This window comes from Microcystis sp. M_OC_Ca_00000000_C217Col, from assembly GCF_007095585.1.
Taxonomy (GTDB): Bacteria; Cyanobacteriota; Cyanobacteriia; order Cyanobacteriales; family Microcystaceae; genus Microcystis; species Microcystis panniformis.
The window spans coordinates 1-17,912 of sequence record NZ_SFBV01000269.1; the positions used below are offsets into that span (position 1 = coordinate 1).

The window sequence follows — 17,912 nt, forward strand, 5'->3', positions numbered from 1 at the left end:
AAAGGGTTGCACCTGCTCCTATTGCCATGATAATTTCCCAGATAGAAGCATCAAAATTGAGGGAAGCAAACTGGAGAAGGCGAGAGTTTGACTGTAAGTTAAAGGTTTTAATTTGCGCTGTAGCTAGGTTAAATAGTCCCCGATGTTCCACCATTACCCCTTTAGGCTTTCCTGTAGAACCAGAGGTATAAATGAGATTAGCTAAGTTATTGGCTGTTACTACTCCTGTTAGGTTATCTTGGCTGTTTTGGTTAATTTCTTCTGTGAATCTGTCTAACAAGATTAGCATCGCTTGATGTTCGGGTAATTTATTAATTAATCCCTCTTGAGTGAGCAAGAATGACAGTTGAGTATCAGCGATGGCAAATCGTAGCCGTTCACTGGGATAATCTGGATCGAGAGGAACATAAGCACCACCCGCTTTTAAGATTCCTAATAATCCCACTATCATCTCTAAGGAACGCTCAAGGGAAATGCCGACTAAAGTATCAGCTTTTACGCCTAATTTCCGCAGATAATGGGCTAGTTGATTAGCACGACAATTTAACTCATTGTAGGTTAATTGTTGCTGGGAACAGACCACTGCTACCGCGTCGGGTGTGCGTTTTACCTGTTCCTCAAATAACTGATGAATACACTTATACTCAGGATAGTCAACTTGAGTATTATTCCACTCAATTAATAACTGATTAGTCTCGCTTTCTGTCAGTAAGGGTAGTTGACTAATTGCTTGTTCTGTATTAGCAATAATCCCAGTTAATAGGTTAACAAAATGCCCTGATAGTCGCTCAATTGTGCTTTGATTAAATAGCTCTGTATTATATTCCCAAATTGCAGTTAATCCAGCTTCTTTTACCTGTATAGATAAACTTAAGTCAAACTTAGATGTCTTAAATTCTAAAGGCTGACGAGTGGCTTTTATTCCTTCTAAATTTATGCTATCTACAATTTCATTATCTAAACCAAACATCACCTGAAATAAAGGAGTATAACTCATATTTCTTTCAGGTTGTAGGGCCTCTACTAACATCTCAAAAGGTAAATCTTGATGGTCGTAAGCATCCGTTGCTGTTTCTCGTACCTGTTTTAATAACTCGCTAAAACTGGGATTTCCAGCTAAATCTGTTCTTAAGACTAAGGTATTGACAAAAAAGCCGATTAACCCAGCTAATTCACTACGAGTACGGTTAGCGATGGGAGTACCGACTAAAATGTCTGTTTGTCCCGTATAGCGATAGAGTAGGATTCCAAATGCGGTCAAGAGGGTCATAAATAAGGTGACACCTTTTTCCCGACTCAGCTTATTTAAGCCTTGACTGAGTTCTGGAGAAAGGATACATTTTATCCGATCTCCCTGAAAACTTTGTTGCAGAGGACGGGGATAATCCGTAGGTAGATGTAATAAAGCGGGTGCTGCTGCTAACTGTTTTTGCCAGTAATTTAACTGATTTTGTCGGATTTCTCCCTGTAAATACTCCCTTTGCCAAATTGCAAAATCTGCGTACTGGATTGGTAACTCTTGTAAAAGAGGTTCTAAACCTTTAGTATAGGCATTATAAAGGGTTGTCAATTCCTCAATAAATACCCCCATTGACCAACCATCAGAGACAATATGGTGCAGACAAATCAGCAAAAAATGTTCTGTGTCTGATAACTTAAGTAGGGTGGCTCTAATTAGGGAGTCATTGGCTAAATCAAAAGGTTGATGGCTGTGAATTTCTAGCCATTTTTTTATTTCCTGCTCTTCTCGATATTTTGGGCTGTCTTTACCATTGACAAGCGTTAATTGCCAATTGCTTTCTGGTTTGATTATTTGTACAGGATTTCCCTCAATGGTGGCGAAATTTGTACGGAGGGACTCATGGCGCTGAATAATTTCTTGTAGGCTTTTTTCGAGGACATCTACCTGGAGATTTCCTGCTAAATGCAAGGCCAGGGAAATATTATAAAAGGGACTGTTTGGTTCTAATTGATCTAAGAACCATAAACGCTGTTGGGCATAAGATAGGGGTAATTCTTCAAAATTCATTTTCTTTTTCTTGGTAAAATAGTTGGAACGATGGTATCGGATTTTTGCTGTTTTAACTGTTCAATCCCTTGGGCTAATTCTGCTAGTGTCGCCGAGTTGAATAACTGACGTAAGGGAAGTTCAACTTTCAAGCGATCGCGTATCTGTGCTACTAATTTAGTGGCTAGGAGGGAATGGCCTCCCAGTTCAAAGAAGTTATCATTTATACCCACTTTCTCGACTTTTAGCACTTCTGACCAAACAGTTACTAATATATCCTCAATTGGGTTACGCGGCGCAACATATTTGTCTGATGTTTCACTACTAGATTCTGGTGGCGGTAAAGCTCGACGATCTATCTTACCATTAGCAGTAAGGGGTAAGGCATCTAAAATAACGAAAGCATTAGGTATCATATAACCGGGTAATTTAGCTTTCAGAAATTGCCGTATTTCGTTAATGGTAATCGTTTTTTCCGATTGTGGCACAATGTAGGCCACAAGACGCTTATCTCCTGTTGTATCATCCCTCACTATTACTACTGTTTCCCAAATCTGGGGATGAGATGCTAATAATGCTTCGATTTCCCCCAACTCAATCCGAAAACCGCGAATCTTAACCTGATTGTCAATGCGTCCTAAATATTCTAACTCTCCCTTGGGTAAATAACGGGCTAAATCTCCTGTTTTATACAATTTTGACGGCTCATTGCCCCCCTTATTAAGGGGGGTTGGGGGGATCACTTCATCCTTCTCAAAAGGACTAGAAATAAACCTTTCTGTTGTTAATTCAGGACGATTGAGATAACCTTTTGTTACTCCTGCACCTCCCACATACATCTCCCCAGGTACACCAACCGGTACAAGTTGTAAATATTGGTCTAGTAAATATACCTGTAAGTCGGGAATGGGACGACCAATCACACTAGCTGTACTATCCAAGTCGGTCATACTTAATGGCCGATAGGTAACATGAACGGTAGTTTCCGTAATTCCGTACATATTAACTAATTGGGGGCATTGGTCGCCATGGCGCTGAAACCAAGGTTGTAAGCTGTTAATTTCTAAAGCTTCTCCTCCAAAAATAACTAAACGTAAGCTTAAATCGTTATCTGTTGTCGATGAACGATCCCCCCTAACCCCCCTTGATAAGGGGGGAAAACTTCCTTTTAAGGATTCTTCAGCTTGAATTAACTGACGGAAAGCGGTAGGAGTTTGATTAAGAATTGTTACTTTTTCTTGACATAATAGCTGATAAAATGCTTCGGGGGAACGAGTTATTAAGTAGGGGACAACTACCAAGCGTCCACCATATAACAAAGCTCCCCACATTTCCCACACCGAAAAGTCAAAAGCGTAGGAATGAAATAGACTCCAGACATCTTGACTATTGAAATTATACCAAGCATCTGTAGCGGCAAATAATCGCACGACATTGGAGTGATTGACTAACACCCCTTTCGGTTTACCTGTGGAACCGGAAGTGTAAATAACATAAGCTAAGTTATCTGGAGTGACCGTGTTTTCTAGATTGGAATGGCTGTTTTCAGCGATTTTTTCCCAGTCGGTATCTAAGCAAATAATCGAAGCTTGATGTTGAGGGAGAGTTTCTCCTAACTTTTGTTGCGTTAACAGCACTGATAATTGAGCATCTTCTAACATGAAGCTTAACCTTTCACTGGGATACTCAGGGTCAAGAGGAACATAAGCACCACCCGCTTTTAATATCCCCAATAACCCCACAATCATCTCTAAAGAACGCTCAAGACAAATCCCGACTAAACTATCAGGTTTTACTCCCAAAGATTGCAAATAATGTGCTAACTGATTAGCTCGACAATTTAACTCATTATAGGTTAATTGTTGACCTGAATATACAACTGCTACCGCATCGGGTGTGCGTTTTACTTGTTCTTCAAATAACTGATGAATACACTGAGTATAACTGTATGGTGTATCAGTATTATTCCATTCTACTAACAGTTGATGACGCTCTTTTTCTGTTAGTAATGGTAAGGTTCCTACCGACTCTTGCGGATTAGTAACAATTGTCTCTAATAATGTCTGAAAATGACCAGTCATGCGAGCAATTGTATTTTGATCAAATAAGTCTGTATTATACTGCCAAAATCCTTGGAGAGAGTTGCCTTCTTCTGTATTTGTTTCCCACATTTGTAAAGTGAGATCAAACTTGGCGTTAACATTATCTAGAGGTAGATGCGCTATCTTTAACTCAGGAGTTTCTAATTCCTCCATGGCCACATTTTGTAAGACAAACATCACCTGAAACAAAGGACTGTGACTAAGACTGCGCTCTATTTGCAAAGTTTCGATAATCTGCTCAAAAGGAACGTCTTGGTTAGCATAAGCATTCGTACAAACAGAACGCACTTGTCTTAATAATTCTTCAAAACTGGGATTACCTTCTAAGCGAGTTCGCATCACTAGGGTATTGACAAAAAAGCCAATTAGTCCTTCTAATTCTTGGTAGTTGCGATTAGCAATTGGTGTTCCTACCAGAATATCATCCTGACCACTATAGCGGGATAATAGAGTAACATAAGCCGCCATCAACGTCATAAATAGAGTAGTTGCTGATTTGTGGCTGAGTTCTTTTAGGGATGCTGTCAGTTTTGCCTCTAACTGAAAGGAAAAACATCCACCTCGGAAAGTTTGCACAGAGGTACGGGGTCTGTCCGTAGGTAATTCTAGCAAAGGAGGAGCTGCGGCTAACTGTTGTTTCCAGTAATTAATTTGGTTTTGGATGGTGATAAAACCTTGAGTTTCTCCTTGTAACCATTGCCGTTGCCAAATTGTAAAATCGGCATATTGAATCGGCAATTCTGGGAGAACAGAACCATCACCAAGCAAAAATACTTGATATAAACTTGACAATTCTTTGAGCAATACTCCCATTGACCAACCATCACTAATAATGTGGTGCATGGTCAATAACAAAGCTGATGATTCTGATTTAAGTTGCACTAAGGTGGCTCTTAGCAATATTCCCGTAGTCAGGTCAAAAGGTTGTAATTGATCCTCAGTTGCTAAAAGTTGTAATTGTTCTGACTGTTCTTGTCCTGATAATCCTTGTAAGTCCACAACCGAAATTTTCAGAGTTGCGTGGGGAGCAATTACCTGTACTGGAGTTTCTGCTACTTCCTTAAAATTAGTGCGTAGAATTTCGTGACGATGGACAATTTCGTTGAGACTGCGTTCTAAAATTTCTATATTTATACGTCCCTGAAGATGAACCGCTTTAAACATATTGTAAAAAGGGCTGTCCGGTTCTAATTGCGCTAAAATCCATAGTCGCTGTTGAGCAAAAGAAACCGGGAAAGTCTGAGGTTCGGCGGGATTTTTTCGACTAATTTTGGGGATATTATTGTTATTTTTTGGATAGCCAAAAGATTCTGCTAGTTGCCAAGTTACATTACCTAAAAAGTCAATGTTGTAGTAATCTTTCCATTGCTCAATGGTGTTAGGATTAATGCTTTGATGTTGATGAAATTTTACATCTCCTAGCATTCTAGATTCGGCATAAATACCGTCAGTCATGCGCTGCTTTTTCTCTTGGTAGGGTTGCAGCATATCAGGATTAAATTCTACTCCTAAAAACTGACATAAACTCTCTAGGGTTTTCTGTGGCTGCTTAACGATGTCTTCAAATTTAACTTGATACTGACGTTGGGGAGAAACTTGTTGTAAAAATTCGCAGATATTTTGATGGCTAATTAGCCAAACGAGTTCCGCAAGTTCTCGATTATTGAAAGGATTTTGATAGGGAAATATTTGCTCAATTTTAGCTTCTTCATAGGAGTGAATCATTCCTAAAGGATGACGCACCAGATGAATATAGAGAGGGTTATCAAAATTTATTTCTGCTCGTTTTAGAGTTTCTAAATCTAGAGAATAGGATGGAGTTTTATCCACTAATATTTTATCTCCCAACCACCCCTGTAGAAGACGGTAAAACTGTTTGCTAGTCAGATTTTTCTCTTCTAATTCTTCCATAATTGCGATCGCTTTTTCAGGATTACACCCCTTAATTTCCATGATGGTGCGAATTGTTCCTTCCATCCAGAAGTTGTAACGGCCAGAAAATTTTGCTTTTCTTTCCCCAAGAGTATTAAACCCTAGTAGTTCCAATTCTGGAGGTGCAAAAAGCTGTGGATTTCCTCCTAAGATAACGCGGAGTAGGGTGGAACCGCTACGATAAGGAGAAAGAATAAAGATAGCTGGTGGATTTTTGCTATTGTCACCATCTATTGGGCTGCTAAGATCAGGAATTAAGGAGCGCATTTGTAACACTTTAGCTTCATCAATGCGCTCTTGTGGTAGGTTGTTAATTTCGGTTCTTTCTTTACCTATTATTTTGGTAACTGCTTTTGGATAATGTTCCTCTATATATGCAGCTAATTCCTTAACAGTCTTCCTGTCAAATAAAACAATAAAGTGAATAATTTCGTTTATTTGTGCTTGCAGTTTATTAATTAGAATTGCTCCCCGAATTGAATCACCTCCAAGCTCAAAGAAGTCGTCATCTCTCCCCACTCTGTCAAGTTTAAGGACTTCTGCGAATAGAGACGCAATTACCTTTTCTAGAGGAGTACAAGGAGCAGTAAATTCTGTCTCTAACTGAGTCCGTTGACGCTGGTTTTGAGAATTAATTTTTTGCAGAATCAGTTGAGCATCATATAAGTTATTTCCAATCTCTTCAAAAAACTCTGAGCGGATAATTCTCTTAACTGGTTTATATGACTTTTTAGTAGCTATTTTCTGTTCATCACCGAGAGGCATAAAATTAATTTTAGCCGCAATATAACTAGGAAAATTAAATAAATATCCCTCCTCTTTTTCCTGCTGAAATTCTTGACCAACAGTCCTTAAAAAATCCCAAATTGGTTGATTTTTGGCAGTAGGTTTATAAAAAAGTTCAAGTTGTTCTGACCCTTTTTGTTGAGCAATTGTCCCCAAATAAGCTAACATTTTATGTTCTACACCGCGACCCAATACTCGACAACTAAGCAAAAATGTATCGACAATTAGAGAATTTTCTTGAACATTAAATAATAGCAAACCAACTAAACCATAATCCCCAAAACGATCTTTTGCTTTAACCACTCGACAGTCTAATCCCCCTGAATTACAAAGTTGTTGAATTTGGGATTCTGACCGTCGGATAGTTGTTAAGTTAAATTGGTTAGTACGTTGAGTAAGTTGGGCAACTCGCGTCAATTCCTCCGTTTGCATTGGGGAAATCTCTATTTCTAAGTTGAGTTGGGCGAGAAAATCCTCAAAAGAAAGGGAATATTTTTGTAAATTCTGACGCTGAATATTCTGTTGATAAAGATTAGTTCTTTGTCGGTCTTCTTGAGTGGTTTTGAGTTGATCAAAAGCCCAAATATGTTCTAAGAATCTGGGAATATGATTGCAATCTTCAGGAAGTTGTAATGTCAAAACTTCGGGACAGTTTGCTCTAACTTCCCCACACTCAACTGGATTATCATCAATAAAAATAAAGCTATCTAATCCTAGTTGTAATTCCTCCGCTAAGGACTGCAAATTCTGAGATTTTTTTTGCCAGTTAATGCGCCAATTTACTAAATGATTTACCTTAAGCAACATATCGGGATGTTGCTCAAAAACGGCAAAGACATCCTCGGGTTGATTCTTACTACATAAACAGATTAACTTTCCTGCTGCTTGCTGTGTGATGATAAATTCTTGTAAAGCTCGAAATGGAGCATCAATTTTCACTCCCTTAACTCCATCTTCTCCACAAACCCCATGCCATAATGTATTGTCGCAGTCAAGGACAATCACTTTGTAAGGAGAGTTTGTCAAGGCTAAGATTTTTCGCGCTAATATTGTCCCCAAAGCCGCAAAAAAAGCCAAGGTATAGGGAATATTTCCTAGTTCTTCTCCATAAGGATCATAATAATTCTCTACTGGGTAAATATTGGTTAAGTCTTGACTTTTAATTAGATATATGCTAGGGATATTCTGGAGATCACGGTCTAATTGTTTTTGTAATTTCTCATGTAAACTATTGAACGCTGTATCATGGGTGGGAGAGGGGGGACAGACACAGATTAAATAGGGAATTGGCGAGCGCATTGTTGCCGTTTTCAAGGCATTACCAAAGTCTCTAAGGGTTTGCTCTAAGGTCAACTCGGTCTTGTTTTTACTTCCTTCCCAGTCTTCAAATCTAACCAGAACCACATTAACCCCATTTTGATTAGTCGCTAAAAGACTAGCAGGATTAAGTAATTCTTGAAAGACTTGATTGTACTGAGCAAATTCTATTGAATAAAGAACTCCTATTTTTTTGAGCCAATATGACAGGGAATCCTCCACTGGTTCACTGGTAAACGTAGCTGTAATAACGATTTTCTGATTAGTAAGGGCTTTCATTATTGGCATGGGTTAGTCTGTTGGCATCGACAATACGAAGTTTATCTGATTTTATCTTCAAACGTTTTTCCTAGTTAATCTAATATATCAAAATTTATAGCCAAATTTCTCTATATCTCTGCTAAAAGATTTTGCGATAATCTCAATAGTATCATCATCGTAATATTCACGGTAGTTGCCATGTTTTGAGGAATTAATATGAGGTAAAGTCACATTTTTACCAAGTTTTTCACATACGACACTGAAGTCGTTATTAAGATTTTCAAAACGGCAGATAAAATCTACTAAAATTTTCCCTTCATGATCTGTAATCCAATCCAACTGAGGCATAAACATTTTAGGGATGTCATAATAGAAAGAATCTTTATTCTCGTAGGTCAACTTAACCCACTCTTTAAATTTTATTGGTTTTGTCCTTAAATTTGTCTGATTGGTCTCAACACGATAATGAAAGTGAGAAATAACTTTGTCCCAAGGATTTCTAACACTTGTAAATTTATATACTTGATCCCACCTTTGTTGGCCTATTTCGCTAATTTTCTCTAAAGCAGTTTTATGCTCAAAAGGTAAATTTAGAGATTTCTCAATACTTCTGCCACCTGTCTTGTGAATATGAATAAAGACAACATTGCCAAAATAGCGTTGACGCAAAATTTTAACTTGTTCACCGACATAATAGGGAATATATAGTATATCTGTAAACTCTATTTTCTGATTAGCAAAGGCTGGCATTACTGGCATGGTTTAGTCTGTTAAAGGCGACAGAAAGACAAAGTTGAGAAAAGCAAAACAAGAAGCTAAGGGTAGCAAGCATCACGGGCGGATCATATCCGTCCCTCGTACCCTGAAATCATATCACAGATCACAGAAAAAAAACTTGTCATGGAAAAGAAAAGAAAATTTGTCATGGTCAACGAAATTCGCTAATATGTGGTATTCTGAGAAGTGCTTACTAGCTTTTGCTATCAAAACAATGGTCACTTGTAGTAAGATAACGAGGGTTAAAGAAGCACGGGAGTATGTTAGCACAACTCAAACACAATAACCTTAAAATTGTCGGGGAGCCTTAGATTTTCGCCAATTGCCTTCTACACAGGGGAGGGTTTCTCCTGAAACTAGAACCCAACAGACAAGCTCATGAGTAACTCCGCCAATCCAACCAAAATCTAAAATCATTCCGGCAAAATGTCCACAACTCAAATATAAATGCTATATGTCCGCCAAAGTCCCTCAAGCTCAAGATCGATCGACGACTAATATTATCTCCGATGTCAGCAAATTTTGGCACAGTGTCAAGCTGATTGCTGCTCCCTATTGGTATCCCACTGAATCGGGGGGAAGGGCTTTTTCCGATGTGATGAAAGCTTGGGCAATGCTTATCCTACTAATCGGATCAATCCTGGGAGTTGTGGGATTAAATGCCTTCAATAGCTTTATTAGTAATTACTTAGTTGATGTCATTCTTGAAAAAAGTGATTTTGATAAATTTGTCAAAACTTTGGTAGTTTTTGCGGTTGGACTGCTCTTTGTCACCATTTTAGTTGGCTTGCTTAAATTTCTCAGGAAAAGAATCGCCCTGGATTGGTATGCTTGGCTCAATGACTGGATTCTCTCAAAATATTTGCATAATCGCGCCTATTACAGAATTAATTTTAAATCCGATATCGACAACCCAGATCAGCGTTTATCCCAAGAAATTGAGCCGATTACCAGTAAAGCTCTCTCCTTTTTTGCAGTTTCCCTAGAAAATGTCCTAGATATGATCACTTTTTTAGTGATTCTCTGGTCAATTTCTTCCTCTGTTGCCATTATTTTAGTCATTTGGACAATTCTCGGTAACGTCATTGCTATCTATTTTAACCAAGCTCTAAATAAAATTACTCAAGAAGAATTAGAACTTAAGGCTAACTATAATTATGCTCTAACTCATATTCGTAATCATGCGGAGTCCATCGCTTTTTTTGAGGGAGAAAATCAGGAATTAAATATTATTCATCGGAGATTTAATAAACTCTTAAGCAGTGCTAAACGTAAAATTGATTGGGAGAGAGGCACAGAAATTTTTCGTCGAGGCTATCAGGCGGCAATTCAAGTATTTACTTTCGTCATTTTGGGTCCTTTGTATATCAATGGTGAGGGCATTAGTTTCGGACAGGTCGGACAAGCCTGTTTAGCGGCTAATTTGTTTGCTACGGCACTGGCGGAATTAATTAATGAATTTGGCACTTCGGCACAATTTAGCAGTTATGTTGAACGTCTATCGCAATTTTCCCAAGCCTTAGAAGAAGTCATTAAACAACCAGAAAATTTAAGCACGATTACAACTATCGAAGAAACCCAATTTTCCTTTGAAGATGTCACCTTGCAAACTCCCGATTATGAACAGGTAATTGTCGAAAACCTCTCCCTTTCTGTTCAGCCTGGACAAGGTTTATTAATTGTCGGTCCGAGTGGTCGGGGTAAAAGTTCTTTGCTACGAGCAATTGCCGGTTTATGGAATGCCGGAACCGGCCGATTAGTTCGTCCCCCCCTAGAAGAAGTATTGTTTCTGCCCCAACGTCCCTATATAATATTAGGAACCTTGCGAGAACAGTTACTTTATCCCAATCGCAATCAAGAAACCAATGAGATAAAATTGAGAGAAGTTTTGCAAGAAGTCAATCTCCAAAACTTACTAAATCGAGTCAATAGCTTTGATACAGAAGAGCCTTGGGAAAACATTTTGTCCCTGGGAGAACAACAACGTTTGGCTTTTGCCAGGGTATTGATTACCCGTCCCAGTTTTACTATCCTCGATGAAGCCACAAGTGCTTTGGACTTAAACAATGAGGAAAATTTATATCGGCAATTGCAGAAAACTCACACAACTTTTATTAGTGTCGGACATCGGGAAAGTCTCTTTAACTATCATCAATGGGTTTTAGAACTCTCTAGTAATTCCCATTGGCAACTGCTTACAGTAGAGGAATATCGCCGACAAAAAGTGAAAGAAATTATTAATATTTCTGTGGATAATTCTCAAGATAGGCTCGAAGATTTAGCGAATCAGGAAACCGAGGTCAATCCTAAAATCAATTCTGCCAAGGAACCACCCCCCGAATCGCCAACGACAACAATCTTAACAGAAGTCGAAGAAGGACTTTCCCATGCACAAATGAAGGAATTAAGCGACTATTCCCTTAGTAGCATTAGAAGCAAAGCCAGTCAGGGAAAATCAATTACGGGGAAAGATGGACTGACCTATCGCTATGACAAAGACCCTAAAATCTTAAAATGGCTAAGAGTTTAGCCGATGAGAGACGGTTCAAAAAACAACGTTAAACTATTACAGAAATTAGCTACCAAAAAAATGAATCAAACCCTGGTCAATCAACAACAGTTCTTTCAAGAAATCGTCCAAGATATCGAGCAAAATAAAATTGCAATTGCGGCGAAAAAACTGCGTCAACAGGAAGCAGATAGCTGTGAAATTCCGGCTCAGTGGCTCTGGAAAACAGCAGCAGCTTTGGAAACCAACGACTGGAGCATTTTATCAGAAGATTTCATTAATCTGAATTTTATCGGCAAAAATGGTTATTTTCTGATGATTGCTCCCTATCGCATCAATCGTCAGGGAGAAAGACAACTCACTTTGAGTGCAATTTACGGAAAAATTCACCAAAATAGTGAACCTTCTATCGAACAACTAGAAAGCTTGACTCGTGAAAAATTTGGCAGTCTAAGACAACCGATTCCCAGAAATTTGTCCTTTACTGAAATTGCTAGTTGTGGCACGGTTAAAGGTGAAAAGGGGGAGGCTTTTATCGTTCCCCATAGGTGGACTTTTCCCAATAGTGTTCAGGGACCAGCTTTAAATAATGCCAGTGAGCAAAAACGACGCTTTTCTGGTTCTAGCTACGAATGTATCCGAAAAATTTTTGAGCCAGAAACGGCCGATTTGCTATTAGGACCCCTAGAGGATCAAATTAATGGTGAACGCTATCGTCATCTCGATACCCAATTCCATGAAGCGGGTCATGCTAGTGGGTTAGGATTTGACTTAAAACTCAAAAATAAACTGTTTCAAAACTATACCTATGCCGGAGTCGAGGAGTGGCGCTCAGATAGTTTAGGGTTTGAATTTGCCGATTGTGCTTTACCTGCCGAAGAAGCGGGAAAATTAGTCGCTGTTAATTTCTGCATTCGCTTTGGTTTAGATGCTCACCGTTTAGGGGGTTTAGAAAAAGATGTGGATGTCCACGCTAGTTTGATCAGTTTGGAATATCTCTTGCAAAATGATGCTATTTATCTCACAAAAAATGGTCAATTGGCCCTGCGGAATATCAGTTATACAGGCTTACTAAAAGCGGTGGAAATGCACCGAACAAAAGCCTTATCTCTAACGCGAAGGGAGTTAAATCTAAATAGTCCAACAGGTCTTTTTGCTCTGTATAAAGTAGAGATTCATCCCGCAACCCAATTAATTTTTCAGGGACTAATTGTAGAGCGATGCCGCGGAATTTGGTCAGAGTTACAATAAGTACCTAAGGTTTGCTGATAACTGGCCTGGGGAGTGATGTCAGTCAGCCATGTGCATCCCATCAAAGCCTATTGATGGCGATAGGGATTGGGGTAAACTCCTCTGAGTTTCTCGCCACAGCAAGTGCCGGCTCTGGAATATTAGTCGTTGACTCCTAAGTAGCTGTTTGCAATTAAATAGAAGATAGGTTTTGCACTCGATCCCCCCTGCCCCCCTTAATAAGGGGGGTGCCGACAGGCGGGGGGATCTTAGAGTTTTTTACGCCCATCTACTTACACATTTATTTATATATATATCGCTAGATAACTAAAATGTGTTAAGCTAGGCGGTAGCATTCTGGGAAATCACGACAGATAGATCAGTCTCTTATTGGTCAGAATCCCTGAACCCCTGATTACCTCTTTCTCCCCCGGTCGATGACAAAACCAATGGCTGAACAACGCTCTGTACTAAAATTTAATGGCATCGATGATTACATGGAGCTATCCCACGGATTTCTTGACATCGATCAGAGTATTACCATTACATTTTGGGCAAAAGGGGAAAATAATTTAGCTACAGAAACGACTCTTTTAGAAGCTGTTAATCGGGAAAATAACCGCGTTCTACATATTACCTTGCCTTGGGGCGATCCCGTGAAACCTGCGATTTTTTGGGATGCGGGTAACGAAGAAGGTTTCGATCGAATTGAAAAAAAAGTCAAGCTTAAGGATTATAGTGATTGGACTCATTGGGCCTTTGTCAAAAATGCGACCACAGGCCGAATGTTGATCTATCGTAATGGGATCATTTGGCATCGTGGGAACGGTCATAACCGTGCCTTAACGGGGATTGAAAAAATCATCTTGGGAGCCTCTGTTAATCTCTCCCATTATTGGCAAGGTTGTCTCGCCGAATTTTCTGTTTGGAATCAAGCGCGTAGCCAGGAAGAAATCCAAAAAACGATGTATCAATCTCCCTTAGTTGATGACCTTGGCCTAGTCACTTATTTATCACTCAACGGCAGTGCCGAGGATCAAACAAGTTATAGCAATCATGGTATTCTTTATGGGACAACCTGGCAACTAGATAGTCTTCCCTCTAAACCGACCTCGATCCCTAAATCAAAAACTCAGACTAGCAGTAAAGCTAGAAGGAGTGCGAAAAGGATAACAATGGTCAACGAAATTTTTAACTCCCTTGAAGAAGAAGAAGTGATTGAACAGGATGCTCCAGCAGAAAATCAAGAACCTTCCCCGGAAGATAATTCAGAATCAATTATAATTGCCGCAGAAGCTGCTCTTGCCAGTAATGAAATTGAGGAGATTACTAAAACGGCAATTTCTCAACCGGATATACTGACTTATTCAAACCAGAAAAAACGGTTAATTATTTGTTGTGATGGTTCTTGGGAAAACTCTGGCAGTGCTTACCCCACCAACGTGGTTAAATTCGCCGAATCTATTAAGTATATTGCCGAGGATCAAACCCCTCAAATCGTCTTTTTGTCAGGTTCTGGCAGCGCCGAAGATAACGAATTTATTAAAAGTTTAGGGAATGAAACTTTTGGCTGGGGACTCGATCGGATGATTCAAGATGCCTATCGTTTTCTTGTCCTTAACTACAATCCCAAAAGCGAGGATGAAATTTATTTGTTAGGTTTTAGTCGCGGAGCATATATCGTTCGTTGTTTGGCTAGTTTTATCGATAAATGTGGAATCCTAAAACGCTCTAAGATTAAAGAAATTCCCCTAGCTTATCAACTCTATCGAGACCACAACGTTAGTTTCGATAGTGCCAAAGCTCAACAATTTCGTGCCGCTAATGCTAAAAAAATTGAGACAGAAAAGGAAGATTTTCAAGATCGTATTCCAGTTAAGATGTTAGGTTGTTGGGATACAGTTGGCAATTTTGGTATTCCTGATTTAACTCCTTGGTTTCCCTTGGCTAAGTTTTATCATAAAAAATATGAATTTAGTAATACAAAACTAAGTCCGATTATCCAGAATGCTTTTCATGCTGTGGCCATTGATGAAAAACGTAAAAACTTCCCTTATACTCCGATCAAAGCCAATCCAGACAATCCCGAACAAGTTGTCAAAGAAGTTTTATTTGTCGGTGAACATACCTGTCTAGGTGGTGGCAAAAAAGAATATCAAGGACTTTCCGACTACCCCTTACAATGGATGATTAATCAAGCCAAAAAATTGGGATTAGAGTTTGATTCAACCACCTCTGAATCTGAGGAATTCCAAATTAAACTAGACCCGACCATCAAGTTCGATAATACGGTTAAAGGATTGTCGTCCTTGGGAGGTGAGCAATCGCGATATTTCAATACAAAAGTTGTCACTGTTCATCACAGTGTGGTCAAACGATTAAAAGCTTTTTCCGATTATCGTCCCAAAAGTCTTGAACCGTTTCTTCAAGCTTTACTTGACGACGATCAACAGACAGATTAACCTTGCTTTAGAATTAAACTAATCCTTCGCTAGAAATTTGAGGTGATTTTTATGGAACTCGATAACATTATCAAAAAAGTGGCAGGTACTTATTTAGCTTCGGCTATTATTGCTGTCATCGTGCTAATTCTGACCCTCGGACAACCCTTTGTAGTTTTTCTGGGTATTGGAGCGATGGGGTTGGTTACTGTCCTAGGAGATGCGATTGCTCAGTACGGAATTGAAGCGGTTCTGAATGCTTTTTACACTGAGCGAAGTAAAAAAGAATCCCTGGAAACACTTTTGGCTGAAATTGATGCTTTACCTCTGACTGATGACCTGAAATTAAAAACCAAAAAACACTTGACTGACCATCAAGAACAGACAGTAAAGCAGCAAGAAACGGTAACTGAGCCAACTCCTGAAAGTCCTCAAACAGTTGTTATTGAAAATGAACCAGTTATTGAAAATGAACCAGTTATTGAAAATGAACCAGTTATTGAAAATGAACCGGTTGTTGTTGAAGTTGAAAATGTTTAATTAGGTATTGCTCCCTCTTGCAAGAGATGGGGGCAGCGGATGATTATTGCTAAGTATTGAGGAATTTTTTGGTCTAAGATAGCTATGCTAAATAGGAACTCTCAACATCTGATGACCTATAAAAAAATTGCCATTTATGAGCAAAGCTATCAACTTCCTGTTTTTAAAAATAGATACTTAAAAAATTTTCAGAAAATCATCAAGGAACGTCGGAAATTAATTCAAGAAGGAGTTCGCTACCATTACTATTTTGGTAAGATTATTAAACGAAAAGAAAAAATCACTCAACAAGAAATCTTGATCGAGACTCAGTTATTAATTAAAGACTATAATTTATTAATTAATGGACTAGAAATATATCAAGACGGATATTATCGTTTTTTACTCCAACTCAGTGACAATCTCAAAATTTTATTTTCCCAAAAATATCAAGAATTGAAAATCTTAGACTACGAGAGAATAAAGTTAGAAATTAAAAATAATAATAATCAAAATATTCTCAATCAACTCAAGCTGGAAAAACAGGAAAATTTTCGGGCAATTTTGCTACTGGGAAAAACATCTTTTTTGATGTTGAGAAAAACTAAATTACTAGGGGAAGGAGTTCAGAAATTAGCCGAGGATACTCAAAAGCAGAAAAAAATTGTGCAAGCAATTATTCAAGAACTCAAAATTTATGAGGAATTAAATCATTATCAACTCAAATCTCAACGAGTTCGCCAAGAAATTGCTGATCTTGCCCAAAATGCGATTAATTTTGAAAACTACTTACAGGACTATTTTGCGCCTTTTCAATTATTAATAGAAGAAGTGATTAAGGTGGATGAAGAATTTTATGCAACAGTTGGAGAAATTAAGTATTTGGTAGATAATATTTTTCCACCTCAGCCGGCTCTCTTAGAAACGTCAGATTCAGCCATAAATTCTGAGTTTTTGCTAAATTTTCTGGCGACTGGTTACGAGAAAGAAGCAAGGTTAAAAGAGGCTTTTTCCTCTGATCAATTTAATGATTACTTATTCAATGAAAGTGAATGGTCAGAACAATTTATTTCCCTAGAAAAAACCATCAATAAATTATCTCATCATTTAGCAGAACAAGAGGCTTGTCAAAAAGACACTATCCCCAAAACTCCCCTAGCAATAGTTGTCTCTCAATTCACTCAAAACAATATTCACAAATCTTCTACTTCTAAAAATCCCCAGACTTCCCCAAATATCTTAACTCAAGAATCGGCTGATATTGATTATAATCAATTACAAGATTTGCTAAGAAAGCAACAGTGGCAAGCGGCTGATCGCCAAACAACCAAGCTACTATTGAAAATCTTGCGTAAGACCTACTGGAATGAGGTTTATCCTCAAGATATTGCTCAATTACCTTGTTCGGATTTGAAAAAAATTGATCAACTTTGGCTTCATTATAGTAATGGTCATTTCGGGTTTAGTATTCAGCAAGCCATTTTCTCTAGTCTCGGTGGTTTAGTGGATTATGAAACCCAAAAGAAACTAGGCGAGCGCCTAGGTTGGCGGAAGGAAGGTCAATGGCTCAATTATGAGCAACTAAACTTTGAATTAGAGCCGAATTCTCCCCTCGGTCATTTACCCGTTCATTGGTTGATTTTTGAAGAAAATCTTTGTTACCCATCTCCGGAAGCTTCTGACAATCAAAACTCCGTGGCTTTCTGGAGAGTTGGCAATTGGTTATTGTGGCAACTTCACCTCGTTTTCAGCAAAATTCAAGCCTGTGGAATTATTCCTCTGTCTGACTTTTAAAGCGATTATCTAAGCTGTTGACTATCTAGGGTCTGCTGAACAAGTTTCTCGTGGGTGTAGGGTGTAGGGTTTTACCCATTTTCATCTGGTAAATTACCCTAATTTTCAGGGAAAAAGGGCTCTTCGGGAATTGTTATGCAAATAATTAACTTAAAATAAAATTCGATGAGAGTGCCTAGTCTCAAAAATAGCTGAAATCCATACAGGAAAGGACTTAAGGCACAAATAGGTTAATA

General features: G+C 38.6%; 8 protein-coding genes. 5 read left to right on the forward strand and 3 right to left on the reverse strand.

The features are described 5' to 3' along the window. From EWV66_RS16925 to EWV66_RS16935, 3 genes are all read right to left on the reverse strand, one after another. The coding region (locus EWV66_RS16925; protein WP_287108666.1) for a non-ribosomal peptide synthetase at positions 1 to 2,029 on the reverse strand (2,029 nt) is incomplete at its 3' end. Continuing rightward, positions 2,026 to 8,424, reverse strand: coding sequence for a non-ribosomal peptide synthetase (locus EWV66_RS16930; RefSeq protein ID WP_287108664.1), 6,399 nt, complete (start codon positions 8,422 to 8,424; stop codon positions 2,026 to 2,028). The genes EWV66_RS16930 and EWV66_RS16925, both read right to left, overlap by 4 nt. An 87-nt stretch (positions 8,425 to 8,511) precedes the next feature. Next, positions 8,512 to 9,165, reverse strand: a complete 654-nt coding sequence (locus tag EWV66_RS16935) for a sulfotransferase family 2 domain-containing protein (protein WP_287108663.1) — start codon at positions 9,163 to 9,165, stop codon at positions 8,512 to 8,514. 472 nt (positions 9,166 to 9,637) lie between these two features. Here EWV66_RS16935 and EWV66_RS16940 point away from each other — a divergent pair, with 472 nt between their 5' ends. The 5 genes from EWV66_RS16940 to EWV66_RS16960 all read left to right on the forward strand — a co-directional run bounded on the left by EWV66_RS16940 (position 9,638) and on the right by EWV66_RS16960 (position 17,676). Then, positions 9,638 to 11,713: an ABC transporter ATP-binding protein/permease gene (locus EWV66_RS16940; RefSeq protein WP_287108661.1), complete on the forward strand. Its 2,076-nt coding sequence runs from the start codon at positions 9,638 to 9,640 to the stop codon at positions 11,711 to 11,713. Positions 11,714 to 11,773: 60 nt separating this feature from the next. Then, a complete protein-coding gene (locus EWV66_RS16945; RefSeq protein ID WP_052278587.1) occupies positions 11,774 to 12,943 on the forward strand; it encodes a DUF6014 family protein in 1,170 nt (389 codons plus the stop codon). A gap of 428 nt (positions 12,944 to 13,371) precedes the next feature. After that, on the forward strand, positions 13,372 to 15,384 hold the full coding sequence (locus tag EWV66_RS16950) for a phospholipase effector Tle1 domain-containing protein (protein WP_052278272.1): 2,013 nt from the start codon (positions 13,372 to 13,374) through the stop codon (positions 15,382 to 15,384). A 51-nt stretch (positions 15,385 to 15,435) separates the two neighbouring features. Further along, on the forward strand, positions 15,436 to 15,903 hold the full coding sequence (locus EWV66_RS16955) for a hypothetical protein (protein ID WP_052278271.1): 468 nt from the start codon (positions 15,436 to 15,438) through the stop codon (positions 15,901 to 15,903). A 111-nt stretch (positions 15,904 to 16,014) separates the two neighbouring features. Beyond that, on the forward strand, positions 16,015 to 17,676 hold the full coding sequence (locus EWV66_RS16960; protein ID WP_052278270.1) for a GUN4 domain-containing protein: 1,662 nt from the start codon (positions 16,015 to 16,017) through the stop codon (positions 17,674 to 17,676). Positions 17,677 to 17,912 lie beyond the last annotated feature (236 nt).

Bases quoted from the DNA above. Each gene is read 5' to 3' on its own strand.
- EWV66_RS16930 (WP_287108664.1), bottom strand. From the start codon at position 8,424: ATGAAAGCCCTTACTAATCAGAAAATCGTTATTACAGCTACGTTTACC.
- EWV66_RS16955 (WP_052278271.1), top strand. From the start codon at position 15,436: ATGGAACTCGATAACATTATCAAAAAAGTGGCAGGTACTTATTTAGCT.
- EWV66_RS16945 (WP_052278587.1), top strand. From the start codon at position 11,774: ATGAATCAAACCCTGGTCAATCAACAACAGTTCTTTCAAGAAATCGTC.
- EWV66_RS16960 (WP_052278270.1), top strand. From the start codon at position 16,015: ATGACCTATAAAAAAATTGCCATTTATGAGCAAAGCTATCAACTTCCT.
- EWV66_RS16950 (WP_052278272.1), top strand. From the start codon at position 13,372: ATGGCTGAACAACGCTCTGTACTAAAATTTAATGGCATCGATGATTAC.
- EWV66_RS16940 (WP_287108661.1), top strand. From the start codon at position 9,638: ATGTCCGCCAAAGTCCCTCAAGCTCAAGATCGATCGACGACTAATATT.
- EWV66_RS16935 (WP_287108663.1), bottom strand. From the start codon at position 9,165: ATGCCAGTAATGCCAGCCTTTGCTAATCAGAAAATAGAGTTTACAGAT.